The organism is Mesorhizobium sp. B263B2A (genome assembly GCF_020165775.1).
Taxonomy (GTDB): Bacteria; Pseudomonadota; Alphaproteobacteria; order Rhizobiales; family Rhizobiaceae; genus Mesorhizobium; species Mesorhizobium opportunistum.
In genome coordinates, this window is sequence record NZ_JAIUIU010000007.1 from 147,555 (window position 1) to 172,841 (window position 25,287).

At 63.9% G+C, this 25,287-nt stretch carries 25 protein-coding genes; 20 read left to right on the forward strand and 5 right to left on the reverse strand.

Annotation, left to right across the window (positions count from 1 at the left end):
- Positions 1–115: 115 nt before the first annotated feature.
- From rpsF to LB568_RS14490, 13 genes are all read left to right on the forward strand, one after another.
- Positions 116–607 carry a 30S ribosomal protein S6 gene (gene rpsF / locus LB568_RS14430; RefSeq protein WP_013896305.1) on the forward strand — a complete coding sequence of 164 codons (492 nt, stop codon included), beginning with the start codon at positions 116–118 and terminating at the stop codon, positions 605–607.
- On the forward strand, positions 607–855 hold the full coding sequence (gene rpsR / locus LB568_RS14435) for a 30S ribosomal protein S18 (protein ID WP_006203718.1): 249 nt from the start codon (positions 607–609) through the stop codon (positions 853–855). Before rpsF ends, rpsR begins: the two co-directional genes overlap by 1 nt.
- A gap of 263 nt (positions 856–1,118) precedes the next feature.
- Positions 1,119–1,703, forward strand: a complete 585-nt coding sequence (gene rplI / locus LB568_RS14440; RefSeq protein WP_013896306.1) for a 50S ribosomal protein L9 — start codon at positions 1,119–1,121, stop codon at positions 1,701–1,703.
- Positions 1,704–1,966: 263 nt separating this feature from the next.
- Positions 1,967–3,259, forward strand: coding sequence for an SAM-dependent methyltransferase (locus LB568_RS14445; protein ID WP_013896307.1), 1,293 nt, complete (start codon positions 1,967–1,969; stop codon positions 3,257–3,259).
- Positions 3,260–3,352: 93 nt separating this feature from the next.
- The gene (locus LB568_RS14450) at positions 3,353–3,676 is read left to right on the forward strand and encodes a YnfA family protein (protein WP_013896308.1); all 324 of its coding nucleotides are present in this window, start codon (positions 3,353–3,355) and stop codon (positions 3,674–3,676) included.
- A gap of 2 nt (positions 3,677–3,678) precedes the next feature.
- The gene (locus LB568_RS14455; protein WP_224730485.1) at positions 3,679–4,656 is read left to right on the forward strand and encodes a small ribosomal subunit Rsm22 family protein; all 978 of its coding nucleotides are present in this window, start codon (positions 3,679–3,681) and stop codon (positions 4,654–4,656) included.
- 221 nt (positions 4,657–4,877) lie between these two features.
- Complete coding sequence (locus LB568_RS14460; protein ID WP_013896310.1) at positions 4,878–6,368, forward strand: replicative DNA helicase; 1,491 nt, start codon at positions 4,878–4,880, stop codon at positions 6,366–6,368.
- Positions 6,369–6,607: 239 nt separating this feature from the next.
- Positions 6,608–8,011: a DNA repair protein RadA gene (gene radA, locus LB568_RS14465; protein ID WP_224730486.1), complete on the forward strand. Its 1,404-nt coding sequence runs from the start codon at positions 6,608–6,610 to the stop codon at positions 8,009–8,011.
- A gap of 47 nt (positions 8,012–8,058) precedes the next feature.
- Complete coding sequence (locus LB568_RS14470) at positions 8,059–8,721, forward strand: CvpA family protein (RefSeq protein ID WP_140571847.1); 663 nt, start codon at positions 8,059–8,061, stop codon at positions 8,719–8,721.
- Between the two features lie 104 nt (positions 8,722–8,825).
- Positions 8,826–10,295 carry an amidophosphoribosyltransferase gene (gene purF / locus LB568_RS14475; RefSeq protein ID WP_023779649.1) on the forward strand — a complete coding sequence of 490 codons (1,470 nt, stop codon included), beginning with the start codon at positions 8,826–8,828 and terminating at the stop codon, positions 10,293–10,295.
- Between the two features lie 62 nt (positions 10,296–10,357).
- The gene (locus LB568_RS14480) at positions 10,358–11,098 is read left to right on the forward strand and encodes an SDR family NAD(P)-dependent oxidoreductase (RefSeq protein WP_224730487.1); all 741 of its coding nucleotides are present in this window, start codon (positions 10,358–10,360) and stop codon (positions 11,096–11,098) included.
- Between the two features lie 123 nt (positions 11,099–11,221).
- A complete protein-coding gene (locus LB568_RS14485; protein WP_224730488.1) occupies positions 11,222–11,860 on the forward strand; it encodes a hypothetical protein in 639 nt (212 codons plus the stop codon).
- A gap of 166 nt (positions 11,861–12,026) precedes the next feature.
- A complete protein-coding gene (locus tag LB568_RS14490; RefSeq protein WP_013896316.1) occupies positions 12,027–12,245 on the forward strand; it encodes a hypothetical protein in 219 nt (72 codons plus the stop codon).
- Between the two features lie 158 nt (positions 12,246–12,403).
- On the opposite strand, the gene LB568_RS14495 is transcribed toward LB568_RS14490, so the two are convergent.
- Positions 12,404–12,910: an OsmC family protein gene (locus tag LB568_RS14495; protein ID WP_013896317.1), complete on the reverse strand. Its 507-nt coding sequence runs from the start codon at positions 12,908–12,910 to the stop codon at positions 12,404–12,406.
- Positions 12,911–13,084: 174 nt separating this feature from the next.
- Here LB568_RS14495 and LB568_RS14500 point away from each other — a divergent pair, with 174 nt between their 5' ends.
- The 3 genes from LB568_RS14500 (at position 13,085) to LB568_RS14510 (ending at position 16,594) form a co-directional block, all read left to right on the forward strand.
- Entirely contained in the window at positions 13,085–14,593 is a 1,509-nt protein-coding gene (locus LB568_RS14500) for a S10 family peptidase (RefSeq protein ID WP_224730489.1), read from the forward strand.
- A 150-nt stretch (positions 14,594–14,743) separates the two neighbouring features.
- Positions 14,744–15,631 carry a DMT family transporter gene (locus LB568_RS14505; protein WP_013896319.1) on the forward strand — a complete coding sequence of 296 codons (888 nt, stop codon included), beginning with the start codon at positions 14,744–14,746 and terminating at the stop codon, positions 15,629–15,631.
- A 54-nt stretch (positions 15,632–15,685) separates the two neighbouring features.
- On the forward strand, positions 15,686–16,594 hold the full coding sequence (locus LB568_RS14510) for a DMT family transporter (RefSeq protein WP_013896320.1): 909 nt from the start codon (positions 15,686–15,688) through the stop codon (positions 16,592–16,594).
- A 201-nt stretch (positions 16,595–16,795) separates the two neighbouring features.
- Here the strand turns inward: LB568_RS14510 and LB568_RS14515 are convergent, their stop codons facing one another.
- Positions 16,796–17,659, reverse strand: coding sequence for a LysR substrate-binding domain-containing protein (locus tag LB568_RS14515; RefSeq protein ID WP_013896321.1), 864 nt, complete (start codon positions 17,657–17,659; stop codon positions 16,796–16,798).
- 112 nt (positions 17,660–17,771) lie between these two features.
- Here LB568_RS14515 and LB568_RS14520 point away from each other — a divergent pair, with 112 nt between their 5' ends.
- The 4 genes from LB568_RS14520 to LB568_RS14535 all read left to right on the forward strand — a co-directional run bounded on the left by LB568_RS14520 (position 17,772) and on the right by LB568_RS14535 (position 22,217).
- A complete protein-coding gene (locus tag LB568_RS14520) occupies positions 17,772–18,179 on the forward strand; it encodes a tautomerase family protein (protein ID WP_013896322.1) in 408 nt (135 codons plus the stop codon).
- Positions 18,180–18,317: 138 nt separating this feature from the next.
- On the forward strand, positions 18,318–20,540 hold the full coding sequence (locus LB568_RS14525) for an AMP-binding protein (RefSeq protein ID WP_013896323.1): 2,223 nt from the start codon (positions 18,318–18,320) through the stop codon (positions 20,538–20,540).
- 176 nt (positions 20,541–20,716) lie between these two features.
- Positions 20,717–21,514 carry an SDR family oxidoreductase gene (locus LB568_RS14530; protein ID WP_013896324.1) on the forward strand — a complete coding sequence of 266 codons (798 nt, stop codon included), beginning with the start codon at positions 20,717–20,719 and terminating at the stop codon, positions 21,512–21,514.
- A 109-nt stretch (positions 21,515–21,623) separates the two neighbouring features.
- Entirely contained in the window at positions 21,624–22,217 is a 594-nt protein-coding gene (locus LB568_RS14535; protein ID WP_013896325.1) for a TetR/AcrR family transcriptional regulator, read from the forward strand.
- Here the strand turns inward: LB568_RS14535 and LB568_RS14540 are convergent.
- The 3 genes from LB568_RS14540 to LB568_RS14550 all read right to left on the reverse strand — a co-directional run bounded on the left by LB568_RS14540 (position 22,214) and on the right by LB568_RS14550 (position 25,287).
- The gene (locus LB568_RS14540) at positions 22,214–23,032 is read right to left on the reverse strand and encodes a CDP-alcohol phosphatidyltransferase family protein (protein ID WP_013896326.1); all 819 of its coding nucleotides are present in this window, start codon (positions 23,030–23,032) and stop codon (positions 22,214–22,216) included. The two genes, LB568_RS14535 and LB568_RS14540, sit on opposite strands and share 4 nt — an antisense overlap.
- A gap of 3 nt (positions 23,033–23,035) precedes the next feature.
- Complete coding sequence (locus tag LB568_RS14545; protein ID WP_013896327.1) at positions 23,036–23,734, reverse strand: phosphatidylserine decarboxylase; 699 nt, start codon at positions 23,732–23,734, stop codon at positions 23,036–23,038.
- A 287-nt stretch (positions 23,735–24,021) separates the two neighbouring features.
- Positions 24,022–25,287, reverse strand: coding sequence for a DUF4375 domain-containing protein (locus LB568_RS14550; RefSeq protein WP_013896328.1), 1,266 nt, complete (start codon positions 25,285–25,287; stop codon positions 24,022–24,024).

Below are 25,287 nucleotides of genomic sequence, written 5' to 3' on the forward strand. Positions count from 1 at the left end.
ACCGTCTCGTCATGCTCCTTTCTTCCCCGCCCCTCAAGGGATCCGGGTCAGAGAAGTTGCAGAGGCTTTTGCCGCCGGGAACCGGGAGAGAAACGAAGAAAGGCACGAAGACATAATGGCTCTTTACGAACATGTGTTTCTTGCCCGGCAGGACCTCTCGCAGCAGCAGGTCGATGCGCTTGTCGAACAGTACAAGGGCGTCATCGCAGCAAATGGCGGGTCCGTCGGCCGGGTCGAGAACTGGGGACTGAAGTCCCTCACCTACCGGGTCAACAAGAACCGGAAGGCATACTACACGCTGATGGACCTCACCTGCCCGCCGGCAGCGCTCAACGAGATGGAGCGCCAGATGGGCCTGTCCGAGGACGTGCTGCGCTTCCTGACCATTAAGGTCGAGGCGCATGAGGAAGGCCCCTCGGCGATGATGCAGAAGCGCGAAGAGCGCTCGGAGCGCGGTGGCTTCGGCGACCGCGACCGTGGTGACCGTGGCCCGCGTTCGTTCGGCGACCGCGATCGCGGCGACCGTCCGCCGCGCAGCTTCGGCGATGCCGGTGGCGAGCGTGGTCCGCGCCGTCCGCGCGAAGGCTTTGAAGGGGGTGCAGAATAATGGTCGACATCAACCAGATCCCGACCCGGCGCCCGTTCCATCGTCGCCGCAAGACCTGCCCGTTCTCCGGCGCCAACGCGCCCAAAATCGACTACAAGGACGTGCGTCTGCTGCAGCGCTACATTTCCGAGCGCGGCAAGATCGTGCCGTCGCGCATCACCGCGGTCAGCCAGAAGAAGCAGCGTGAGCTCGCCAAGGCGATCAAGCGCGCCCGCTTCCTCGGCCTGCTGCCTTACGTGGTTCGCTAAATTTCTCCGAGCGGGCGGCTTTGTCGCCCGCTTTTTCTCCACGGCGACGGGCGCCGCTGGAGTGTCTTGACGATGCATGTCGTTGTCCCAAAGCCGGGAACCCACTTTTGGGCGACATGCAGGAAATCCCGGGTTGAGGCCAAAGCCTCTAACTGCCGACAGGCAGGACAGCGACACCGGCGGCAACGCCCTTTGCTTCCTGACCTGTTCCCAAGAATTGGCATCGATCCCGAGATCGACGCCCAACTGAAAGGAACAAAACCATGGAAGTCATTCTTCTCGAACGCGTTTCCCGACTCGGCCAGATGGGTGATACCGTCAAGGTCAAGGACGGCTTTGCCCGCAATTTCCTCTTGCCGCAGGGCAAGGCGCTGCGCGCCAACGAGGCCAACAAGAAGAAGTTCGAAGGCCAGCGTGCCCAGCTCGAGGCCCGCAACCTCGAGCGTAAGTCGGAAGCCGCCCAGGTTGCCGAAAAGCTCGACGGCAAGAGCTTCATCGCCGTCCGCTCGGCCGGCGAGACCGGTCAGCTCTATGGTTCGGTGTCGACGCGCGACATCGCCGACCTGCTGACGGCGGAAGGTTTCACGGTCAACCGCAACCAGATCCAGCTCAACCAGCCGATCAAGACCATCGGTGTCACCAATGTGGCGATCGCGCTGCACCCGGAAGTCGAAGTCACGATCACGCTCAACATCGCCCGCACGGCCGACGAAGCCGAACGCCAGGCCAAGGGCGAGACGCTGACCACCGCCGAAGCCATTTATGGCGACGACATCAACGACAACGCCCGGCCGGAAAACTTCTTCGATCCGAACGCCGAGTTCGAAGGCGGCGAAGACAACGCCTGATCTCACCCTCGCAAGGGATTGGAGCTAAGCTCCGATCACATTGCCGTTATCCGTCCTTTGTGGACCAACGCCCGGGCCTCTCGCCCGGGCTTTTTTGTGCCAAAAGGAACTTTCCGGGTCCCCATATATTGTTGCAGACTAGATCGTCGCGCGTCCTTTGGACGCGCAAAGGACGTGTGGAATTAGAGTTCGGCGCATGATCCAGTCCGAAAGTCGATTGCGGTTTTCGGGCCATGCGTAAGGCACCCTGGGGACATTAGGTCATGAATATTCTCTTGAAGCGCGTTCTCGATCGCCTGGTTCGCACCGGCAGTCTCAAAGTGACCGGACCGAAGGGCACGACATTCGTGTTCGGCGACGGCAGCGGCGAGCCGGTGCACCTGCACATCAAGACCCGACATGCCGAACGCGCCATCACGTTCGATCCGATGCTGGCGGTGCCTGAATCCTACATGGATGGCGAACTCGACATTCTCGACGGCGGCGTGCTCGGTGTGATGCGAATTGCCTTCCAGAACATGGGCAGCGGCGGCATCGACGCGACCTGGTCGAAAGCCATCGAGGGCCTGCGCCACGCCTTCCGCCGCCTGCAGCAGATCAACACCGCCTCGCGCTCGCGCCGCAACGTGCAGCGGCACTATGATCTGTCAGGCGATCTCTACCGGCTCTTCCTCGACGAGGACATGCAGTATTCCTGCGCCTATTTCGAACAGCCGGACATGACGCTGGACGAGGCGCAGGCCGCCAAGAAGCGCCACATCGCCGCCAAGCTCAGGCTGAAGGCCGGCCAGACGGTGCTCGACATCGGCTCCGGCTGGGGCGGGCTTGGGCTCTATCTCGCCAAGGCTTTCGACGTCGACGTGCAGGGCGTGACGCTGTCGACCGAACAGCATGGCGTGGCCACCGACCGGGCGCACGCGCAGGGGCTGGAAAACCACGTCCATTTCGAGCTGAAGGATTACCGCGAGCTCAACGAGCGTTTCGACCGCATCGTTTCGGTCGGCATGTTCGAACATGTCGGCGTCAACCACTACCGCACCTTCTTCGACAAGTCCGCGACACTGTTGAAGCCCGATGGCGTCATGCTGCTGCACACGATCGGCCGTTCCGGTGTGCCGTGGGCGACCAGCGCCTTCATCCGCAAGTACATTTTCCCGGGCGGCTACATCCCGGCAATGTCGGAGGTGCTGCCGGCGATCGAGAAATCCGGCCTCGTGGTCACCGACGTCGAGATCCTGCGGCTCCACTATGCCGATACGCTGAAGCACTGGGGCCAGCGCTTCGCCGCCAACCGCGACAAGGCCAAGGCGATCTACGACGAACGCTTCTGCCGCATGTGGGAATTCTATCTGGCCGCCTCGGAAGCCGCCTTCCGCTGGCAGGACCTGGTCATCTTCCAGTTCCAGATCACCAAGAAGAACGACACGCTGCCGATGACCCGCGACTATATGGCCAAATGCGAAAAGGCGCTGGAAATGCGCGACCTGGGCCGCCGCGAGGCGGCTCCCGTCGAGAAGCCCGCCAAGCCTGCCCGTCGCCGCAAGGTGGCGGAATAGAAACGGGAACGTTCGTACGCTTTCGCTGTTGGCGCTTGCCTTCGCACGCCCCTGCCCTGAAAAAGGCCTCGTGATCGTCGCGAGGCCTTTTTCATGAGCTATCTCCTTTATGTTGCCGCGGCCCTGGCCGAGATCGCCGGCTGCTTTTCGGTATGGGCATGGTGGCGGCTGGAAAGGTCGCCGCTCTGGCTGGCGCCGGGCTTCGTCTCGCTTGTCCTGTTCGCCTGGCTCCTGGCACTGGTCGATATCAATGCGGCGGGCCGTGCCTATGCCGCCTATGGCGGCATCTACATCACGGCGTCGCTCGCCTGGCTGTGGCTGGTGGAAGGCGTGCGGCCCGACCGCTGGGATCTTGCCGGCGCGGTCCTCTGCATGGCCGGAGCCTCGGTCATCCTGCTCGCACCGCGCGGAGCCTGACCATGGAATTGCCAGTGCCACTTCGCCAAGGGGTCGAGCGCCTGCTTGAAAACGTTCCGCTCGCGACCCTGAAGCAAGCGGCGAAAACGCTTTCCGACCGCTACCGTGCCGAGTTGCGCGACGGCCGCCTGCACATGGCGCAGGATTTGGCCGTGCACGCTTATCTCGCGACGCGGCTGCCAGCGACCTATGCCGCGGTCCGCGCCAGTCTTGGTGTGCTGAATGAAGCCCGGCCGGATTTCACCCCGAAAAGCCTGCTCGATATCGGAGCCGGGCCTGGTACGGTGCTTTGGGCCACGATGGACCTCTGGCCCGACCTCGAACAGGCGGTGCTCCTCGAAGCCAGTGCGGCGGCACGCAAGGTCGGCGAGACGCTCGCCGCCGGCGCAGTCGCTGCCCGGACCCAATGGCTGGCCGGCGACGCCACCATCGACCTCGCCGATCTCGAGCCGGCCGAGCTGGTGACGTGTACCTATGTGCTGGACGAGATCATTCCGGCATCCCTGCCGAAGCTTGTCGACCGGCTTTGGCATCTCACGGCCGACACGCTGCTCGTCGTCGAGCCGGGCACGCCTGCCGGCTGGCAGCGAATCCTGGCGGTGCGCGCGCGGTTGATCGCGGCCGGCGCGCATCTGCTGGCGCCTTGTCCGCATGAGGCGCCTTGCCCGCTCGCCCCGCCCGACTGGTGCCACTTTTCCCGCCGCGTCGCCCGCTCGCGCTTGCACCGGCTGGCCAAGGAGGCGGAAGTGCCGTGGGAAGACGAGAAGTTCATTTTTGTCGCCGCCTCGCGCCAACCGGCCGCCGCGCGTGCCGCGCGGGTGATCGCACCGCCAAAGTCCGGCTCAGGCAAGGTTCTGCTCAAGCTTTGCGGAACGGACGGCAGCGCCGGCGAAAAATTGCTGACCAAACGCGACGGTGATCTGTTCAAGGCGGCACGGCGCCTGGACTGGGGCGATACGCTGGACGAAGGAAGCGCCTGATCGCCAAGATTGTTCTTGATCTGTTCCAACGACTCGGGTAGGGACTTGCGCCTTTCCGAGTCAATCGGAATCGGGGCTTGGAAGCACTCTCCTGTGGACGGTTCGCCGAGCCTGTGAACAACGGGCATCAAGGCTGGTTGGTCATGCGATGATGCAGAAAGGTCAGCATCGATTCGTCTCGTTCTGATATCGAGAAGCCGGGGATCGACATCGGGGATATCATGGCAGAGGCAGCACGAAAATTCGGCGTGGCGGAGCAACCGCTCTATCGCGAATCGCCCAACAACATCGAGGCCGAGCAGGCGTTGCTTGGTGCGATCCTCGTCAACAACGATGCCTTCTATCGTGTCTCCGACTTCCTGAAGTCCGGCCATTTCTACGAACCCCTGCACCGCAAGATCTTCGATGTCGCGGCCGAGCTCATCCGCATGGGCAAGGTGGCGACGCCGATCACCTTGAAGACCTTCCTGCCGGCCGACGAGAAGGTCGGCGACATGACGGTGGCGCAATATGTCGTGCGGCTGGCGGTCGAGGCCGTCACCGTCGTCAACGCCACCGACTATGGCCGCGCCATCTACGATCTGGCGACGCGCCGGGCGTTGATCACCGTCGGCGAGGACATGGTCAACATCGCCTATGACGCGCCGGTCGACATGTCGCCATCCGAGCAGATCGAGGATGCCGAGCGCCGCCTTTTCGAACTGGCCGAAACCGGACGCTACGATGGCGGCTTCGAGAGCTTCACCGACGCCGTCAAGACCGCGGTCGACATGGCCAACGCCGCCTATATGCGCGACGGCCATCTGTCGGGCCTTGCCACCGGCATGCGCGATCTCGATCGCCGCATGGGCGGCCTGCAGGCGTCCGATCTGATCATCATCGCCGGCCGTCCAGGCATGGGCAAGACGTCGCTCGCCACCAACATCGCCTTCAACATCGCCGAGATGTATGAGCCGGCGCAGCAGGCCGATGGCTCATTCAAGGCGGCCAATGGCGGCGTCGTCGGCTTCTTCTCGCTCGAAATGTCGTCAGAACAGCTCGCCACCCGCATCATTTCCGAACAGACGGAAATCTCTTCCTCGAAGATCCGCCGTGGTGAAATCACCGAAATGGACTTCGAGAAGCTGGTCGCCTGTTCGCAGACCATGCAGAAGATCCCGCTGTTCATCGACCAGACCGGTGGTATCTCGATTGCCCAGCTCTCGGCCCGTGCCCGGCGGCTGAAACGCCAGCGCGGCCTCGACCTGATCGTCATCGACTATATCCAGCTGATGCAAGGTTCGAGCGCCAAGTCTTCGCAGAACCGCGTGCAGGAAATCACCGAGATCACCACCGGCCTGAAGGCACTGGCCAAGGAACTGGCCGTGCCGATCATCGCGCTGTCGCAGCTCTCGCGCCAGGTCGAAAGCCGTGACGACAAGCGCCCGCAACTTTCCGACTTGCGTGAATCCGGTTCGATCGAGCAGGACGCCGACGTCGTGATTTTCGTCTATCGCGAGGAGTATTACCTCAAGAACCGCGAGCCGAAGCTCGGCACGGAGGAATACGTCAAGTGGGAAAACGAGATGAACGAGATGCGCGGCAAGGCCGAGGTGATCGTGGCCAAGCAGCGCCACGGCCCGACAGGCTCTGTCACCCTTGCGTTCCACGGTGAGTTCACCCGCTTCTCCGATCTGGCTGAGGAACATCATATCGCGGAGAGGTTCGAGTGACCTCTTGAGACAGGCCTCGTTCCGTCCCGCCCCCCTCTGTCCTGCCGGACATCTCCCCCTCAAGGGGGGAGATTGGATGTCACGCAGGCTTTCGCCAATTACCAACCTAGAAAGACGGGCGGCAGGATCGAAGTTGCTGATCTCCCCCCTTGAGGGGGAGATGTCCGGCAGGACAGAGGGGGGCGCTGTCCCGCCGGCCTGTCTATGGTTTGCACTTTCTACCGACCCGGCGCGGCTCCATGGCTAAATCGCGCGTTCAGTTCATCTGCCAGAATTGCGGGTCGGTGCATCAGCGCTGGGCCGGCAAATGCGATGCCTGCGGCGAGTGGAACACGCTGGTCGAGGAAGGCACCTCCGGCGGCATCGGCTCCGGCCCGGCCAACACGCGCAATGCCCGCAAGGGCCGCGCGGTGGTGCTGACGACACTGTCGGGCGACATAGAGGACGCGCCACGCATCGTCTCTGGCATCGGCGAGCTCGACCGCGCCACCGGCGGCGGTTTCGTGCGCGGCTCAGCCTTGCTGGTCGGCGGCGATCCCGGCATCGGCAAATCGACGCTGCTTACCCAGGCTGCCGCGGCCCTCGCGTCCCGGGGCCACCGCATCGTCTATGTCTCGGGCGAGGAAGCCGTCGCCCAGATCAGGCTGCGCGCGCAGCGATTGGGTGTTGCCGACACTGCGGTGGAGTTGGCCGCCGAAACCAATGTCGAGGACATTCTCGCCACGATCGCTGACGGCAAGCGGCCGGATCTGGTCATTCTCGATTCGATCCAGACACTATGGACCGATCTTGCCGATTCCGCGCCTGGCACCGTTACCCAGGTGCGCGCTTCCGCCCAGGCGATGATCCGCTATGCGAAATCCACAGGTGCGGCGATCGTCCTTGTCGGCCATGTCACCAAGGAAGGCCAGATCGCCGGCCCGCGCGTCGTCGAGCACATGGTCGATGGCGTGCTCTATTTCGAGGGCGAAGGCGGCCACCACTACCGCATCCTGCGCACGGTGAAGAACCGCTTTGGACCGACCGACGAGATCGGCGTCTTCGAAATGTCGGACAAGGGCTTGCGCGAGGTCGCCAACCCGTCGGAGCTGTTCTTGGGCGAACGGCATGTGAAATCCCCGGGGGCTGCCGTTTTCGCCGGCATGGAAGGCACCAGGCCCGTCCTTGTCGAAATCCAGGCGCTTGTCGCGCCCTCCTCGCTCGGCACGCCGCGTCGGGCGGTGGTTGGCTGGGACGGCGCGCGGCTGTCGATGATCCTGGCGGTGCTGGAAGCCCATTGCGGCGTTCGCTTCGGCACCCACGATGTCTATCTCAACGTCGCCGGCGGCTACCGCATCAGCGAGCCGGCCGCCGATCTCGCGGTCGCCGCCGCACTGGTTTCCTCACTCACCGGTCTTGCCCTTCCCGCGGATTGCGTCTATTTCGGCGAAATCAGCCTTTCGGGCGCGGTGAGGCCGGTTGCGCATGCGCAGCAGCGCCTCAAGGAAGCCGAAAAGCTGGGTTTTGGTAGCGCGGTTCTGCCCTTGGGCAGCGAGGAACTTGCAGGGGGGATCGGGGCCGGCGCTTTCCAGCCCACCGAGCTTGCCGACCTCGTGGCACGCATAGCCGGCTCACGCCGAAGCCGTGTGGACGACGAAGAATAACGCGGCTCGTCGAGCCGTGAAAAAGAGATCGGAGTGGGGCGAAAGACATGCCGATTACGCTGCTTGACGGAATTCTCGTCGGCTTCACCCTGGTCTCGGCGATGCTCGCCATGGTTCGCGGCTTTTCGCGCGAGGTCCTTTCGGTCGTATCGTGGGCGGCGGCCGCGGCGGCGGCTTTCTTCTTCTACAAGCCGGTCCTGCCCTATCTGAAGCCCTACATAGACAACGAGAAGATCGCCATGGCGGCCTCCGCCGGCGTCGTCTTCATCATCGCGCTGATCGTCGTTTCGGTCATCACCATGAAGCTCGCCGACTGGATCATCGATTCGCGGATCGGCGCGCTCGACCGCACGCTCGGTTTCCTCTACGGCGCCGCGCGCGGCATACTGGTCGTCGCTGTCGCCTTGTTGTTCTTCAACTGGCTGGCCGGCGCCAAGGCACCGGCCTGGGTGACGGAAGCCAAGTCGCGGCCGCTGCTGGAGCAGATCGGCGCCAAGCTCGAGAGCCTGCTGCCGGAGGATCCGGAAAACGCCATCCTCAAGAAGCTGAATCCGAATCAGCCGGCCGCCGAGACGCCGGCAGCACCGGATGCACCTGCGGCGGACGCGCCTGCCGGCGGCGACGACGCCAATGCGCCAGCGCCCGACGACAACGACGCCGCTCCTGCCGACAACACGGCCAAGCCGGCACCGGCAGCGCCTGCAAACTGACGCCCGAAAGAGGCGTCAGGACCAACGATGGTGTGAACGACTGCACGGCGCGCGTTGCTTTCGACGCGAACCCGCTCTATATGGCGATTTTAGCGGAGCTTAAGATGGCAGACGCAGACGACGTGCTTTCCGCCGAGGCCGACGACCATTTCCATGACGAGTGCGGTGTGTTCGGCATTTTCGGCCGGCAGGACGCAGCGGCCATCGTCACGCTCGGCCTGCATGCGCTGCAGCACCGCGGCCAGGAAGCGGCCGGCATCGTTTCCTACGACGGCACCCAGTTCCATGTCGAACGCCATGTCGGCCTGATCGGCGACACTTTCACCAAACAGCGCGTCATCGACAGCCTGCAAGGCAACCGCGCCATCGGCCATACGCGCTACGCCACAACCGGCGGCGCCGGGATGCGCAACATCCAGCCCTTCTTTGCCGAACTCGCCGATGGCGGCTTCGCCGTCGCCCACAACGGCAATTTGACCAACGCTATGACCGTGCAGCGCGCGCTGCAGAAACAGGGCGCGATCTTCTCCTCCACCTCCGACACCGAAACGCTCCTGCACCTGGTCGCGACCAGCAAGGAGCGCGACCTCAACTCGCGCTTCATCGATGCGGTGCGGCAAGTCGAGGGCGCCTTTTCGCTGGTGGCGATGACCGCCAAGAAGATGATCGGCTGCCGCGACCCGCTCGGCATCAGGCCATTGGTGCTCGGCGATCTCGACGGTGCCTGGATCCTGGCCTCCGAGACCTGCGCGCTCGACATTATCGGCGCGCGTTTCGTGCGCGACCTGAAGCCGGGCGAGATGGTCGTCGTCACCTCCAAGGGCATCGAAAGCCTGTTCCCGTTCGAGCCGCAGAAGACCCGCTTCTGCATCTTCGAATATGTCTATTTCGCTCGGCCGGATTCCTCGGTCGAAGGCCGCAACGTCTATGAGGTGCGCAAGCGCATCGGCGCCGAACTGGCGCAGGAAAATCCGGTTGACGCCGACATCGTCGTGCCGGTGCCGGATTCGGGCACGCCGGCGGCGATCGGCTTCAGCCAGGCGGCCGGCATCCCGTTCGAGCTCGGTATCATCCGCAACCACTATGTCGGCCGCACCTTCATCCAGCCCGGCGATTCGATCCGCCACATGGGCGTCAAGCTGAAGCACAACGCCAACCGCCGCATGATCGAGGGCAAGCGCGTCGTGCTGGTGGACGACAGCATCGTGCGTGGCACCACCAGTCAGAAGATCGTGCAGATGGTGCGCGATGCCGGCGCCAAGGAAGTGCACATGCGCATCGCCTCGCCGCCGACCAGCGCCTCCTGCTTCTACGGTGTCGACACGCCGGAGAAGTCGAAGCTCCTGGCATCGCGCATGTCGGTGGAGGAGATGGCCGAATTCATCCGCGTCGATTCGCTCGGCTTCCTCTCGATCGACGGGCTCTACCGCGCCGTCGGCGAGGCCAGCCGCGACAACGACCAGCCGCAATTCTGCGACGCCTGCTTCACCGGCCAGTATCCGACCCGCCTGCTCGACTTCGAAGGCCACGACAATGTGCGCACGCTGTCGCTGCTGGCGAACAGCGGGGCATAGGGATTGCCAGGCCGTCATTTGCCTTCGGGGGCGTCTCGCACCTACCTCACGGAAATTCTCGCATGACCCTCGACCTCTCCGGCCGCGTCGCGGTCGTCACCGGCGCCTCGCGCGGCATTGGTTATTTCATCGCCAAGGAATTGGCCGCCGCCGGCGCGCATGTGATCGCGGTCGCGCGCACCGTCGGCGGGCTTGAAGAACTCGACGACCAGATCAAGGCGGCCGGCGGCCAGGCGACGCTGGTGCCGCTCGACCTCGCCGACATGGCCGGCATCGACCGGTTGGGCGGCGCCATTCACGAGCGCTGGGGCAAGCTCGACATTCTGGTCGCCAATGCCGGCGTGCTCGGTGTCATCTCGCCGATCGGCCATGTCGAGGCCAAGACCTTCGAGAAGGTGATGACCATCAATGTCACCTCGACCTGGCGGCTGATCCGCTCGGTCGACCCGTTGCTGCGGCTTTCGGATGCCGGCCGCGCGATTTTGCTTTCCTCCAACGCCGCGCATTCGGCACGCGCCTTCTGGGCGCCCTACGCAGCGTCGAAGGCAGCGGTGGAGACCATGATGCGTTCCTGGGCGCATGAGACGCAAAGCCTGCCGCTGCGCGTCAACGCCGCCGACCCCGGCGCCACCCGCACCGCCATGCGCGCGCAGGCCGTGCCCGGCGAGGATCCGGCAACGCTGCCGCATCCCTCGGAGATCGCCAAGCGCATCGTGCCGCTGGCAAGCCCAGACCTGAAAGAGACCGGGCTGATCTTCCAGGCCAAGCACAACCGCTTCGTCGCCTACAGGCAGCCGGAATAAATTTACACCTCTTTCGACGGCTCCCAGAACCGCTGCCCGCATTCAGGTGGCCTATCTCAGGGATTAAAAAGGCCTCCGGCTACGTTCTTCGAACGTAGGATATTCGAAAACCGGAGGACCGACATGCGCAGACTTCTTCTTCTCGTTGCCGCCACCGCGGCCGCCCTCGCCGCGACTGCCGGCACAGCCCTGTCACAAGATGCCAAGATGAGTTTCTTCGTCACCAGCGCCGGCTCCGGCAAGGGCGGCGATCTCGGCGGCCTGAAGGGCGCCGACGCACATTGCGCTTCGCTGGCGCAAGCGGCCGGTGTCGCCGGCAAGACCTGGCACGCCTATCTCTCGACCAGCACCGAGGACGCGCGCGACCGCATCGGCAAGGGTCCCTGGTTCAACGCCAAGGGCGAGAAGATCGCCGACGATGTCGCCTCGCTGCACAGCGACGCCAACGGCATCACCAAGCAGACCGCGCTCACCGAGAAGGGTGAGACCGTCAATGGCCGTGGCGACACGCCGAACCGTCACGACATGCTGACCGGCTCCAAGCCCGACGGCACCAAGATCGCCGACCAGACCTGTGGCGACTGGACGATGAGCGGCGCCGAAGGGGCTGCCATGATGGGCCACCACGACCGCGCCGGGCTCGACGATTCGGCAGCGGCAAAGTCCTGGAATTCCTCGCATGCCTCGCGCGGCGGCTGCGGTCAGGAGGCGCTGAAGGGCACTGGCGGCGACGGCCTATTCTACTGTTTTGCAACCGACTGAAGCGGTAGCCCCGAGAACCGGAGCAGAGCCGGCCTTGTCATCACGCGGCTGTGATCTCCAGCGTAAAGGCTGCTCCGTGGTCATGCTTTCGTCATTTCCACGGAGTTGTTAGGATCGTAGAGATTCCCGCAACAAGCGCCCCGCTGGGCAGAATAAGGAAATCCCCATGGCTACAACCGCAGCGTTGGTCTGGTATCTTGTAATCGCCGGCCCGCAGGGCGGCATGGTCGTGCTGCCCAGCACCTTCGACAAGCGCGAGCAGTGCACCGCCGCCATCACCGAATACCAGAAGCAGCCGACACCGCAGGGCTGGTCGGTGCAATGCGTGCCAAGCGCCTCGCCCTTCACCGACGAGGGCGATGCCGAAGAGCCGTCCGCGCAGTGATGAGCGTAATCCCCTTGAGGGGGAGATGGCCGGCAGGCCAGAGGGGGTCGCCGCGCGTGGAGCGCTGACCTCCTCTGCCGGCAAAGGGGCGTCGCGTCAGGATGTTCCGATCCCCCTATGTCGCCTTCGGCGACATTTCCCCCTCAAGCGGGAGATCATCAGCGCCGTGCGCTCACCGTCAGCTCAGGTTTCTGATTGATGGTCTGAAACACCACGCAATAGCGCTCGGTCAGTTTCAGCAGCGAATCGATACGCTCCTGCGGCTCGTCGGTGTCGAGAGCGAAATTGAGCCGGATGGCACGGAAGCCGACCGGCGCATCCTTGGCGACACCGAGCGTGCCGCGAAAATCAAGGTCGCCTTCGGCCTCAACCGCGGCAGCCCCAAGCTTGAACTCAAGCGCCGTCGCGACGGCCTTCAACGTCACGCCGGCGCAGGCCACCAACGCCTCGAGCAGCATGTCGCCGGAGCAGAGGTCCAGGCCTGAGCCGCCGGTTGCCGGGTGCAATCCGGCAATCGCAAGGGCCCTCCCCGTCTCCACCTTGCAGGCCACCGACTGGTCGTCGATCGACCCTCTTGCCTTCAACGTGATCAGCGCCTGCGAAGCGTCGTCGCGATAGGCCTGCTTCAGCGGGGCCTGCATGGCCTTCAGTTCCGTGGCGTCCATTTTGTTGCCCTTTCCCGACTGCTTGTTTCGTGCCGTGAATAATGGTCCGAAATCGGGGACTTGTCACAACCCGCGGCAAAAATCTCGAATTGGCAAAACCGAGCCACCCATCATGCCCTTTGACTTCGATCGCCGCGGCCATACCTATGCGGGAGTCGTTCTCGCGGAGACATCATGTCGCTCAAGCTGAAACTGATCGCCCTGCTGATGCTTGCCGCCTTCACGCAGCCTGTCCTGGCTGATACGGCGGAGCGTCCGGCGCCCTCGGGCGGCGTGCTGTCCCTGCTGCCGTCGCCGCAGACCACCAAGCATTCCATCACCCTCGCCGGGCGCAAGCTGGACTATCAGGCAAGGGCCGGCACCTTGCCGCTGCTTTCCGGCAAGGGGGTCACAGCGGAGATATTCTATGTCGCCTATACGCTGGAGCCACCGGCAAACGCGGCCAAGGACCCGCAGCGGCCGATCACCTTCGTGTTCAATGGCGGCCCTGGAGCAGCGTCCGCCTTCCTGCATATCGGCGCGCTTGGTCCGCGCGTGATCGCCACGGGAACCGGTGGCGAATTCCTGCCCCCGCCGCAAAGGCTCATCGACAATCAGGACAGCTGGCTCGACATGACCGACCTTGTCTTCGTCGATCCGGTCGGAACTGGATACAGCCGCGAGGCACCGGGCCAGGACACGCACGACTTCTGGGGAGTCAAACAGGATGCCAGCTCGATAGGCGCCTTCATCCGGCTCTATCTCGCGCAGAACGGCCGCACCGGTTCGCCGCTGTTCCTCGCCGGGGAAAGCTATGGCGGCTTCCGTGCGGCGCTTCTGGCCAGGACATTGCAAGAGGATATCGGCATCAGTCCGAACGGCATCGTGCTGATCTCGCCGGCGCTGGAGTTCACACTGGTGCGGCCCGACGAATTCCAGCCGTTGCATTGGGCGCTCGAACTGCCTTCGCTGGCGGCCGTGCGCCTGCGCACCGAAGGCGTCAGCGGCGATGCACTGCGGGAAAAGCTGGCCGAAGTCGAACACTATGCGCTGGGCGATTACCTGACGGCGCTCGCCAGCGGGCTGGAGCAAGGCGGGCGACTGGCGAGCCAGCGCGTGGCCGACATCACCGGCCTGCCGCTCGACCTCGTGCGGCGCAACTCCGCCCGCATCCCGACCGACCTGTTCGCAAGAGAGTTCGCCCGCGCCAGCGGCAAGGTGCTCAGCCCATACGACGCCATGATCGGCACCGCCGACATCGCGCCCGAAAGCGCACGCGTCGTCGGTCCGGATCCAGTGCTCGACCGCAGCGTGCCGGCTTTGACCTCGGCTTTCGTCGGCTACGCCCGCAACGAACTGAATTTCCGCACCGATGTCAGCTATCGCCTGCTCAATGACGAAATCAGCCATAGTTGGGATTACGGGACGAGCGCCTCACGGCAAGGCTATGCCGGGGTGATGGACGACCTGCAGCGAGCACGCTCGCTGAACCCTGCACTCGGCGTCGTGATCGTCAACGGCTACACCGATCTGGTTACGCCTTATCTCGCCTCGCGCTACCTGGTGAATCAAGTCCCGTCGCTTGCCAATACCAAGCCCATCCATCTCGATGTTGTCGAGGGTGGGCATATGATGTATTTCAGCCCCGACGGTCGACGCGCTCTGAAAGAGGCCGCCTCGGAACTCTACCAGGCAACGCAGTAGGCTTCGCGGCAACGCGCGCGATCGACCCCTGCCCCAACGCAAGCTCAGGGCTGGCGTAGCGCTGCGCCGACTTTCGCCCGTATAGCTTGGAGCGGGGCCTGACCTTCCAGGCCGCTCGCATCGCTTCCTGCAACACTGGTCCCGCACCTTATGGCCGATGTCGCCATTCTCGAAACTCGTGAAAGGGTTCTCGCCGGGATCCTTTTGACCGGTGCTGCCTATCTCCTGTTTTCGACGCAGGATGCCTCGATCAAGCTCTTGGTCACCGGCATGACCGTCTGGCAAATCATGTTCTTCCGCAGCATCACCATTCTCGGTGCCTGCGCGGCAATCGGCGGACGAGCGCTGTTTGCCGACACGGTGCGCTCGCCGATCGTGCGGCCGATGCTGGTGCGCAGCGCCTTCACGCTTGCCGCCTGGCTCTGTTACTACAACGCCGCGCGCAGCCTGCAGCTCGCCGAACTGACCACCGTATATTACGCGGCCCCGATCATCGTCACCGTGCTTTCGGTGTTCCTGCTCGGCGAAAAGGTGCCGATGCTGCGCTGGCTGGCGGTCCTGATCGGCTTCGCCGGCGTCTTTATCGCCTGTGATCCTACCCATCTCGGCCTGTCCGTGCCGGTGCTGCTGGTGCTGACAGCCGCCTTCCTGTGGGGCATTGCCATCGTGCTGCTGCGCAAGACCGCGCTTGCCGAACGCTCGATGATCCAGCTTCTCCTCAACAATTTCTATTTCCTGCTGTTTTCGGCGGTGCCGGCGCTGTTGTGGTGGCACACGCCGGACCTGCCCCAGCTGCTGCTTCTCGCCAGCGTCGGGGCGCTCGGCGGCCTGGCGCAATACCTCCTCTTCGAGGGCATGAAGCGCACGCCGGCCTCGATCCTCGCGCCGCTCGAATACACCTCGCTGTTGTGGGCGTTCGCGCTCGGCTTCGCGATCTGGGGCGACGTGCCGCGCCGTGAAGTCTTCCTGGGTGCCGCCCTCATCGTCGCCGCCGGGCTGCTGATCGTCGGCGGCGAGCATTTTCGCAAGCGGCTGTGATGGGCATCACTGCTGACGCTACGATGTCAGGAGGGAGCGGCGTAGGCTGGCGGCATGACTGATGTGACAGCCACCACCGACACTGTCGCCGAGCGCACGCTTGGCATCGTTCTCGTGTCATGCTCGGCGGCGGTCTTTGCGCTGACTGGCGTGCTGACAAAATCGATCCATGCAGATCCGCTGACCATCATCTGCTGGCGCGGCTTTGTCGGTTCGATCCTGATCAGCCTCTATGTGCTGTGGCGGCGACACCGCTCCGGCGGGCGCGAGAGCCTGCGATTGGGCTGGCGCGGCTGGCTGCTGGCGGTGGAAGGCGCGCTGGCCAGCATCGCCTTCATCTCGGCGTTCAAATTCACTTTCGTCGCCAATGTCACCGTCATCTACGCCACCGCACCTTTCGCCACCGCGCTGCTGGCCTGGGTTCTGACGCGTGAACCCTTCCGCATGCAGACGATGCTCGCCGCTGCCGTGTCGCTCTGCGGCGTGGCGATCATGGTCTGGTCCAGCTTCGGCACCGGCAACCTGTTCGGCGACGGACTGGCGCTGCTGATGACCATCGGCAGCGGCCTCTACATGATCATGGTGCGTGCCTTCCGCGACACACCGGTGGTCTGGGCCGGCGCGGTATCGGCCTTCCTGTTGTTCGTGCTCGGCTGGTTCGTCACCGATCCGCTGGCGGTCTCGCCAAGGGATGCCGTCCTGCTCGTCACCTTCGGCGCTTCCTTCGCGCTGTCGTCGATCCTGTGGACGGAAGGCGCACGGCTCATCCCGGCGGCCGAATCCGGGCTGCTCGGCTCGGCCGAAGTGCCGTTCGCGATCCTGTTTGCCTTCCTGTTCCTGGGCGAAATCGCGCCGGCAGCCAGCCTGGTCGGCGGCGCCATCGTACTCTGCGCGGTGTTTGCCCATGCCGGCCGCGACTGGCTGGCGGCCCGCGGGCAACGGACAGCGTCAAATATTTCTTAAAAAATTTTCGAAGTCATGGAACCATCATCGGGTTCAGGCATTATTGGTGCGACGGGCCACCCCCCAAGTCCCCCCAAACCCCTCGGCCCGTCTTACTCCAAGCCGACCGCAAGGTCGGCTTTTTCTTTTGCAAAATGGGCCCGACCGCAAGGTCTGCTTTCTCTTTGCGTTTAGGCAACGCCAAGGCCAACACGTCCGTGTTCAGCCAAAGGCTCCAGACAGCGCCAGGTTGCCGCGGAGCAGTGCCGCCAGATCGTTCGCTGGGCCATCGGCGCCGGCGCGCAGCCGGATCGCGAACTCAGCCATCGGAACCTGCGGCAGGCCAAGCTCGCGCGGTGCCTCGACAATGCCGGAATGGGCAAAGCGCGCGGTTCGCAACGTCAGCGCGACGCCGGCATTCACCGCGGTGCGCAGGCCGGCAAGGCTGGCACTGCCGGCGGCGATGCGATAGCGCCGGCCAGCTGCATCGAGCGCCGCAAGTGCGGCCTCGCGGAAGCCGCAATAGGGATCGAGCAGCGCCAGCGGCAGTTCCTCCTGGCGCGAGGCCAGTCCTTTTTGCGAGCATAGCCATATCATAGGCTCGCGCAGCACGCCGACCTCGTCCGCCAACGCTGACTGTCGCATGACGATCGCCAGATCGAGGCTGCCGGCCTGCAGCGCCTGCGCCAGTTCGGCGGAGCGGCCGACCCGCAACTCGATCCTGACGCGCGGATGGCTGGTAGCGAAGGCGCGCAGCAGCTCCGGCAGGCCGCTGTCGGCGAAGTCCTGCGTGGTGCCTATGGCGACGCGCCCGGCGGCGCGCGCGCCCTTCAACGCCAGCCACGCCTCACGATGCACGGCAAGGATGCGCCTGGCGTGGCCGACGAGATCCTCTCCGGCCAGCGTCAGGCCACGTCCCCGCCCCTGCGGCGTCAGAAGCGGCTCCCCGACGATCTCCTCCAGCCGCTGCATCTGTGCGGTCACCGCCGAAGGCGAGCGGCCGACGCTGGAAGCCGCCTGCGCCAGCGAGCCGCCGTCGGCGAAAGCGAGGAAGGTTCTGAGCAGATCGGGATCGAGCGTTTCCATAATTCGATTTTATCGAATCTTCAATCAAAAACAATTCGATTTTTTTGATCCGACAATAGTGGCATGGTGTTGTCAACGGCGATCGGACGCCGCTCAAACCAGGAGAAGAAAAATGCCTATCATCAATGTCAGCGTCACCGGCAAGCCCGACGCCGCCCTGTCAGCCAGGATTGCCGGGGAGGTGACCGAAATCACAGCCACGCGATTGCGCAAGGATCCGACGATCACCGCCGTTGCCGTGTCCTATATCGATCCGAAGCATTGGTTCGCCGGCGGCAAGTCGCTGGCCGAGCATGGAACCAGCACGTTCTGGCTCGACATCAAGGTGGTCGACGGCACCAATACCAAGGTCGAGCTGGAAGCCTATCTCAAGGCAATCTTCGATGCCTTCGGCGGCCTGCTGGGCGGCATACATGAAGAAAGCTATGGCTTCGTGCATGAGGTGCCGGCGGCCGCCTATGGCTATGGCGGCAAGACGCAGGAGTTCCGATTCATCAGCGGACGGTTGAAGGCGGCTTGAGGGGCGCCTTTCCTTCTTCCCCTGTGGGAGAAGGAAGACCGTCCTCATCCGCATTGACCTTGCTCCCACATCGTCTACGCTCTGCCCGACGCGGCCGCAAAAGAGCCGCGATGATAAAGTCGTTGGGAGAGACGCGGCATGATCCTGACACTGGCGCTGCTTGCGGGTCTTGTCGTGGCCTGGCTGCTGATCGGCGTGGTGGAGAAATTCCGCCTCGGCCTGCGCTTCGCCCAGGCGCTGCTCTATGTGCCGTTCAAGCTCGCCTATCGGGTCAGCGACAACCGCATCAGGATCGCGCGCAAAGCGCAGGTACCGGTCATCTACGTCATCTCGCACCAGTCGCGCTTCGAACCGGCGCTGATGCTGTCGCTGCTGCCTGACGACACGCTGCATATCCTCGACGAGGTCTCGGCGCGCTCGCCCTGGCTCGAACCCTGGCGCGAGCTTGGCCGCACCATCGCCTTCAACGCCGAACATGTCTTCGTCAGCCGCCGGCTGGTGCGCGTGCTGAAGGGCAAGGGGCGGCTCGCCGTCTATCTGCCGGATGCGGTCGAGCCCGACGTCAAGACGTTTCGGCTGTTTCGCGCCGTCACCCGCATCGCCATGCAGGCCGACGCCCGCATCGTGCCGATCTTCGTCGCCGGCGCGCGCAGCCTGCCGGTGTCGCTGACGCCGGCGGACAACGCGCCACGGCATTGGTTTCCGCAGCTGTCGATCAGCGTCCTGGAGCCGATGACCATCGCCGAACTGGTGGCGCGCAACCCCGACCAGGCCTCGAACACCAATGCCCTGTTCGACCGTGTCGCCGAGGCTCGGCTTTTCGGCAGCAACCTCGATCGCGGACTGTTCTTGGCCATGCGCGATGCTTCGGATCGGGTCGGCGCCTCGCATCCCATCATCGAGGATGTCATCTCGGGCGCGCTGAGCTACCGCAAGATGTTCATCGGCGCGCGAGTGCTGGGCAGGCGCTTCGAGGCGATCACCGCGCCGGGCGAGGCGGTAGGCGTGATGCTGCCCAACGCCAATGGCGTCGTGCTGTCCTTCGTCGGGCTTCTGTCGGCCAGCCGCGTAGCAGCGATGATCAATTATACGGCCGGACCGGCGAGCGTCACCGCGGCGGTGCGCACGGCGGTGATCCGCACCGTCATCTCATCACGCGCCTTTGTCGAAAAAGCAGACCTAGCCGACATTGTCGTGGCCGTCGAAAAGGGCGGCGCCAGGCTGCTGTGGCTGGAAGATCTGCGGACCAGCGTCACCGCGCTGGACAAGCTCGCCGCCGCCCTGCTGTGGCGCTGGCCTCTGCAGCGGCAGGAAGCGGCCAAGCCGGGCGTGATCCTGTTCACTTCGGGTTCCGAAGGCACGCCGAAGGCGGTTGTTCTGTCACAGAGGAACCTTCATGCCAACGCCATGCAGGCCGAGGCGCGCATCACCATCTCGCCGGCCGACATCCTGCTCAACGTGCTGCCGGTGTTCCATTCCTTCGGCCTGACGGGCGGCACCATATTGCCGCTGGTCACCGGGGTAAAACTGTTCCTCTACCCCTCGCCGCTGCACTACAAGATCATCCCCGAGGTCGCGCGCAAGGTGAAGCCAACGGTCATGTTCGGTACCGACACGTTCCTCGCCAACTATGCGCGCACCGCCAAGGACGGCGATTTTTCCAGCCTGCGCTTCGTCGTTGCCGGCGCCGAGGCGGTCAAGCCGGAAACCCGTCGCGTCTATCGCCAGCGCTTCCAGGCCGAGATCATCGAAGGTTTCGGGCTGACCGAAGCCGCGCCCGTGGTTGCCGTCAACACCGCGATCCACGGCCGCGACGGCACGGTCGGCAGGCTGCTGCCGGCGATGCGCATGAAGCTGGAGCCGATCGAAGGCATCACCGACGCCGGTCAGTTGTGGCTCGATGGGCCAAACCTGATGATGGGCTACATGACCGCGGACCGGCCCGGCGAGTTGCAACCGCTGACCGGCTGGCACGACACCGGCGATATCGTCGCCGTCGACCGCGAAGGCTTCATCAGCATTCGCGGCCGCGCCAAACGTTTCGCCAAGATCGCCGGCGAGATGGTGTCGCTGGGCGCGGTCGAGATGCTGGTGCAGTCGCTGTGGCCGGAAGAACGCCACGCGGCGGTAGCGGTGCCGGACAAGCGGCGCGGCGAGCGCATCGTTCTGGTCACCACCGCCGGCGATGCCAATCCCGACGAATTGCGCAAGTTCGGCAAGCAGGCGGGTGCGGCCGAATTGATGGTGCCGAACGACATCGTCAAGGTCGAGGAAATCCCCGTGCTGGGGTCGGGCAAGACGGACTACGTCTCGACCCGCAAGCTGGCGATCGACAGGCTGGGGCTCGGCGTCGCGGCCTGACCCTACCCGTATCCCCTATCCAGGCCGGGCCAATCTGTGCGCCCATGCCGCGCGTGATCTCCCTAGACAAATTGCCGGTGAGTGAGTATTCACTTCCTTCAAGTTCGAAGCTTCGGTGGTCTCGCATTCCATGGCACCCGCTTCGGGCACTGTTTGGCACAGCGAAGAGATCTCGAATGTCAAAAATCCTTGTCACCGGCGGAACTGGGCATCTCGGCCGCGACCTCGTGCCGGCGCTGACCGGGGCTGGCCACGCTGTCAGGCTGCTTGCCCGGAAAGCCGGGCAGCACAGTTTCGTGGAATGGGCCCCAGGCGATCTCGCGACCGGAGATGGCATCGATGAAGCGCTGCGCGGCGTCGATACGGTCATCCACGCCGCGACGCTCTCGCCGATCGCCAGGCGCGGCATGAGGCTGGTCGATTTCTTTTCGAGCCCTTCCAGCGTCGATGTCGACGGCACGCGCCACCTGCTCGCCGCCGCGGAGCGCAGCGGCGTCTCGCACTTCATCTTCGTGTCCATCGTCGGCCTCGAATTCAGCACCCTGCCCTATTCCCGCGTGAAACTGGCGGGCGAACGGCTGGTGCGGAAGTCGTCGGTCCCATGGTCGGTCATCGCGGCCACGCCGTTCTATTACCTTCTGGCGCAAATGCTCGGTGGGCTGAAATGGCTGCCGGTCTGGCCGCTGCCGACCTCGCCGTCGAATCCGGTGGATACACGCGACGTGGCCAAATATCTGGCCGAGGCCGTCACCGACGGCAAATGCGGCGTACGCCCGGCAATCGGCGGTCCGGATACGATGCCTTTCTCGGATTTCGCGCGGCAATACCGCGACGCGCTTGGGCTGAGGCGTCTCGTCCTGCCGTTGCCGATCGGCCGCAAGATGAGCCTCAAAATGGGTTTGGTCGAAACCGCCGAACGGCTTGGCGAAAGAAACTGGAAGGCGTGGCTTTGCGAACAAGGCGGGCGCCAGTGACCGGTCAGCGGCGCTGCACGCAGCGGCGCGGGTCATTTCAGATTGTCCGTCGGATGTTGATGTCCGATCGCCAATCCCCGTCATCGTGCCCACGGAGCCAGGAGCAGCCATGAAGCCGCCATCGACCGGACGCCAGCGTATCCTGCGCGAGGCTATCCGCCTGTTCGCCGAGCGCGGCTACGACCGGACGAGCGTTCCCGAGATTCAGGAGGCGGCGGGCCTGTCGCGCGGCTCCGGCGCGCTCTACAAGCATTTTTCCTCAAAAGAGGATCTGCTTGCCACCGCGATCGAACAGTTTGTCGGCACCGCACGGGAAGGCCGGGCCGAACTTGGCGGGACGACACTTTCCGTCGACGAGGGTTCGCGGCGGCTAGTGGAAAGCATGCTTGAAAAACTCGGCGCCAATCGTGACGTGCTCAGGATCCTGTGGCGGGATCTGGAGCATTTTCCCGAACTGAAAGCCGCGGCGCGTGGCGAGATCATGCAAAGCACTTACCTTGCCGTCGCCGAATGGCTGCGGGAGCGTCAGCGCCAGGGCGAACTGCGCCCGCATGACAGCGAGGCCGTCGCCGCCGTGATCGTCGGCAGCGTCGCCATGTTCCGGGTCTTCGAAGCGATCTGGGGCGAGCGTGCGATCGACGTCAGCGACGAACGCTTTGCGTCGGCCTGGAGTGATCTGTTGCTCAGGGGCTTGAGACCTTAGCCTATGTCCGAGGGCGGCACCTTCTCGCCTTCCAGCTTGGCGCGCTTGGAATAGGCGCTCACGGAAAACGGCAGGAAGATCAGGTAGCCGGCGACCGACGCGGTCAGCGTGTACCAGGGATAGGTCATCAGCAAGAGAACGTAGAGCACGACCGCCAGGATGACCGGCAGCACCCTGTCGCCGGGGATCTTGATGCTCTTGCCGGAATAGACCGGCAGCCGGCTGACCAGGAGGAAGGCAACCAGCACGGTGAAGCCGGTGGCGATGAAGGCAGCCGGGCGGCTTGGCTCCAGCCCGAGCCGCAGGAAATAGAGATAGAGCGGCAGCATCACCAGCACGGCACCAGCCGGCGCCGGCACGCCGACGAAATATTCGGACTGCCATATCGGGCGGTCGGCCTTCTCGTCGTCGAGCACGTTGAAGCGGGCGAGCCTGAGCCCGCAGGCGATGGCGAACAGCAATGCCGCGATCCAGCCCGGCGAGCCGGCGCGGTCGAGCAGGAAGGCATAGAGCACCAAGGCCGGGGCGACGCCGAAATTGACGATATCGGCCAGCGAATCCATCTGCGCGCCGAATTTGGAGGTCGCCTTCAGCATCCGCGCCAGGCGGCCGTCAATGCCGTCGAGGAAGGCTGCCAGCAACACCATCACCACCGCCGGTTCGAAGCGGCCTTCGAAGCCGAAGCGGATGCCGGACAGGCCGGCGCAGATGGCAAGCACGGTGACGAGGTTTGGCAGCACCATGCGCATCGGGATCTCGCGGATGCGCGGACCGCCGCTCGCATGGGCCTCGAACTTCTTATATTGCGTGCCCACGGCTCAGGAAATCCGCACGAGAGGCGTACCGGCGACGCCACCGAATTCGGCCAGCACGGTTTCACCGCCGACCGCGGTCTGGCCGACGGCAACGCGCGGCGTCGCGGTCAAGGGCAGGAAGACGTCGACGCGCGAGCCGAAGCGGATCAGGCCGAAACGCTCGCCGATGCCGATCGAGCCGCCCGCCTCAGCCCAACAGACGATGCGGCGCGCCACCAGACCTGCGATCTGGACGGCGGCGATCGTGCCGTTGGGGCTTTCGATGACCAGGCCGTTGCGCTCGTTCTCGGTGCTGGCCTTGTCGAGCTCGGCGTTGAGGAATTTTCCAGGCCGATGTTCGATCTTGACGATACGGCCGCGTACCGGGGCGCGGTTCACATGGCAGGAAAAGACATTCATGAACACCGAGATGCGGGTCATCTCGACATTGCCGAGGCCAAGCTCGCGTGGCGGCACGGCCGGCCCGACCGCCGAGACGATGCCGTCGGCGGGGCTCACCACAAGGCGGTCGTCAATCGGGGTGACGCGCTCGGGGTCGCGGAAGAAATAGACGCACCAGGCGGTCAGGATCAGGCCGATCCAGAACAGGATCGAGGAGAAATAGCCAAGGAAAAGCGTCGCCGCGCCAAAGGCCGCGATAAAGGGATAGCCTTCGCGATGGATCGGTACGAACGCGTTCTTGACCGTATCGACAAGGCTCATCGGGTGTAAACGGGCTCCGTTTCAGGTCCGGCCTCAATAGCCGAAAGCCCCCCTCGCCGCAACGCAACAATCGGCGGCGCGGGCGAACGGGCAAGGGCCCGCTGTATCCGGATGGCCGGACACTCTGTCTTTCGTGAGCCGCGACCGGCTTGCATGCCCATGCCATTGCCGTCAGAATTCCGGCCCACGTGGCACCAACGTCCATCTCCATGCAAACTTCTTCCCGAGCGAAATGCAGTGATCGCAGGGGCTAGGATGACGTTCCAGCCCGATCTAACTCGAACAGTTTATTCGCCAGCTGCGGCGCTCAGGTCGAAGTGTTCCTCAAGCTCATTTCGATAAGCTTCCACCAGACTTTGCTCATTGCCACCGCGTAACATCACGCCACGGTCTGGGTACGACTGGAAGAGAAACGCGTGACCACCTGCCATCACCACCCAATTCACCACCGGCCCTCCTTCGTTCTGCACGACAGAATTCGCCGACACGACTGCGTCAGTTGGATCGAATCCAGCCTTCCGCAGCAAAAGATCGACGGCTACTGGCGCATGATATTCCTCGGCCAGTTCGATTACCTTTGCTATCGTTTGCGCATCGGCTTGACCGAGCTTGCGACCGACGCGAGGCGCACCAGCAGCGAGTATATTTTCACCCGGTTGCGCAATTGGCCGAACTTCCGGAGCGATATATCCATAGACAGCCGCATGGGTGTCGGTGGAGACGCAAAGGCGAAGCTCCTCTGCGTTGGTGCGCAGTTGAAAAGCTAATTGGGTCTCGCCCTCGACATCCAACATCCTCGCCACGCCAAGCGATAGTTTGACCTCGGGCGGTAGCGCATTGGCGCACGCGAGGCCGACTCCGACATCGCGCGTGCGAAACATCTGACCGACCAGTTCGCTGACCGATCGATGGAGAAGCCGGGATTCGCGCAGAGGATTGGCCATTGCCAACTGGAGGATAGCTTCATCGCAATCATCGTCGTCGACAATCTGCAGATCGGGCCATGATGCGATCCAGAGCGCCAATAGATCGATTATCGGAGAAGCCTCATCGGCGCCGTAGAAAGCATCATCAAGCGTGTCGAGAAAATCGTCGCGCCCGCCCTCGAAGCCGGTCTCTTCCGAGGCTTCGTCAGGGTGTTCGGAGACCCAGACGGACATCTCTTCCAGAGTCGCCAATTGCCCCTTCGCGCCAATAGCAATGAGGCCGGCACGAGCGTTGGCGACCATCACATCGAACTCACGGTCGGCATTGTGGATGAATTGACTATGACCGCCGTTATTCACCTCGGCGGAATATTGATCGGCATGGGAGACGTGCATCGCCTTTGGGTCGATTTCAAAATGGCGGTAGAGCCCTTTAAAAACCATAGCGTGAATGAATTTTTCGACTGCCAGGACGAGTTGAAAAGGCTTCTCAACGGCTTTGTCCACGGTTGAACGAGGCACGATTACCAACAGCCCGGCTTTCGATGCCTGTCCTACGGCAGGAAGTGGGATTCCCGACGGCTTCTCGGAATTCTTCTTTGGTCTTCGCGAAAAAAAACCGAACAT

Coding starts and splice junctions, on each gene's coding strand:
- LB568_RS14525 (WP_013896323.1), top strand. CDS start 18,318: ATGATCCTGACACTGGCGCTGCTTGCGGGTCTTGTCGTGGCCTGGCTG.
- LB568_RS14530 (WP_013896324.1), top strand. CDS start 20,717: ATGTCAAAAATCCTTGTCACCGGCGGAACTGGGCATCTCGGCCGCGAC.
- LB568_RS14535 (WP_013896325.1), top strand. CDS start 21,624: ATGAAGCCGCCATCGACCGGACGCCAGCGTATCCTGCGCGAGGCTATC.
- LB568_RS14510 (WP_013896320.1), top strand. CDS start 15,686: ATGACTGATGTGACAGCCACCACCGACACTGTCGCCGAGCGCACGCTT.
- LB568_RS14515 (WP_013896321.1), bottom strand. CDS start 17,659: ATGGAAACGCTCGATCCCGATCTGCTCAGAACCTTCCTCGCTTTCGCC.
- rpsR (WP_006203718.1), top strand. CDS start 607: ATGGTCGACATCAACCAGATCCCGACCCGGCGCCCGTTCCATCGTCGC.
- rplI (WP_013896306.1), top strand. CDS start 1,119: ATGGAAGTCATTCTTCTCGAACGCGTTTCCCGACTCGGCCAGATGGGT.
- LB568_RS14505 (WP_013896319.1), top strand. CDS start 14,744: ATGGCCGATGTCGCCATTCTCGAAACTCGTGAAAGGGTTCTCGCCGGG.
- LB568_RS14545 (WP_013896327.1), bottom strand. CDS start 23,734: ATGAGCCTTGTCGATACGGTCAAGAACGCGTTCGTACCGATCCATCGC.
- LB568_RS14550 (WP_013896328.1), bottom strand. CDS start 25,287: ATGTTCGGTTTTTTTTCGCGAAGACCAAAGAAGAATTCCGAGAAGCCG.
- LB568_RS14450 (WP_013896308.1), top strand. CDS start 3,353: ATGAGCTATCTCCTTTATGTTGCCGCGGCCCTGGCCGAGATCGCCGGC.
- radA (WP_224730486.1), top strand. CDS start 6,608: ATGGCTAAATCGCGCGTTCAGTTCATCTGCCAGAATTGCGGGTCGGTG.
- LB568_RS14460 (WP_013896310.1), top strand. CDS start 4,878: ATGGCAGAGGCAGCACGAAAATTCGGCGTGGCGGAGCAACCGCTCTAT.
- LB568_RS14520 (WP_013896322.1), top strand. CDS start 17,772: ATGCCTATCATCAATGTCAGCGTCACCGGCAAGCCCGACGCCGCCCTG.
- purF (WP_023779649.1), top strand. CDS start 8,826: ATGGCAGACGCAGACGACGTGCTTTCCGCCGAGGCCGACGACCATTTC.
- LB568_RS14470 (WP_140571847.1), top strand. CDS start 8,059: ATGCCGATTACGCTGCTTGACGGAATTCTCGTCGGCTTCACCCTGGTC.
- LB568_RS14490 (WP_013896316.1), top strand. CDS start 12,027: ATGGCTACAACCGCAGCGTTGGTCTGGTATCTTGTAATCGCCGGCCCG.
- LB568_RS14495 (WP_013896317.1), bottom strand. CDS start 12,910: ATGGACGCCACGGAACTGAAGGCCATGCAGGCCCCGCTGAAGCAGGCC.
- LB568_RS14480 (WP_224730487.1), top strand. CDS start 10,358: ATGACCCTCGACCTCTCCGGCCGCGTCGCGGTCGTCACCGGCGCCTCG.
- LB568_RS14455 (WP_224730485.1), top strand. CDS start 3,679: ATGGAATTGCCAGTGCCACTTCGCCAAGGGGTCGAGCGCCTGCTTGAA.
- LB568_RS14500 (WP_224730489.1), top strand. CDS start 13,085: ATGTCGCTCAAGCTGAAACTGATCGCCCTGCTGATGCTTGCCGCCTTC.
- LB568_RS14445 (WP_013896307.1), top strand. CDS start 1,967: ATGAATATTCTCTTGAAGCGCGTTCTCGATCGCCTGGTTCGCACCGGC.
- rpsF (WP_013896305.1), top strand. CDS start 116: ATGGCTCTTTACGAACATGTGTTTCTTGCCCGGCAGGACCTCTCGCAG.
- LB568_RS14485 (WP_224730488.1), top strand. CDS start 11,222: ATGCGCAGACTTCTTCTTCTCGTTGCCGCCACCGCGGCCGCCCTCGCC.